The organism is Halomonas sp. ND22Bw (assembly GCF_003011945.1).
GTDB lineage: Bacteria > Pseudomonadota > Gammaproteobacteria > Pseudomonadales > Halomonadaceae > Halomonas > Halomonas halophila.
The window spans coordinates 1-308 of record NZ_PXWD01000538.1 but is presented as its reverse complement, the minus strand read 5'-3'; the positions used below and the strand labels follow the sequence as shown (position 1 = coordinate 308).

Below are 308 nucleotides of genomic sequence, written 5' to 3'. Positions count from 1 at the left end.
ATCGTCGGGGAGCATGAGCGCCACTTCGGTCGGAACCGCACGATATACGATCCCTGGCATTATCTGCCGGTCCTCGCGCACAAGCCCGGCGCGCTGCGTAACGGCGCACCGTTCCAGGACTGGGATCTGCCGCCCGCCCTGCACCGATTACGGCGAAGGCTCGGCACCGGGGACGAGGCCGATCGCAGGTTCGTGCGGGTCCTCTCGGCGGTGCTCACCGATGGCCTGGAGCCGGTAGAGGCTGCCGTGCGCGAAGCGTTGGCGAACGGAACGGCCAGCGACGAGCTGATCCTCAACATCCTCTCCCG

The 308-nt window shown here is 67.5% G+C and carries 1 pseudogene; it reads left to right on the top strand.

The window, feature by feature from the left end:
- A pseudogene (locus CVH10_RS19275) lies at positions 1–308 on the top strand (IS21 family transposase); the annotation flags it as partial.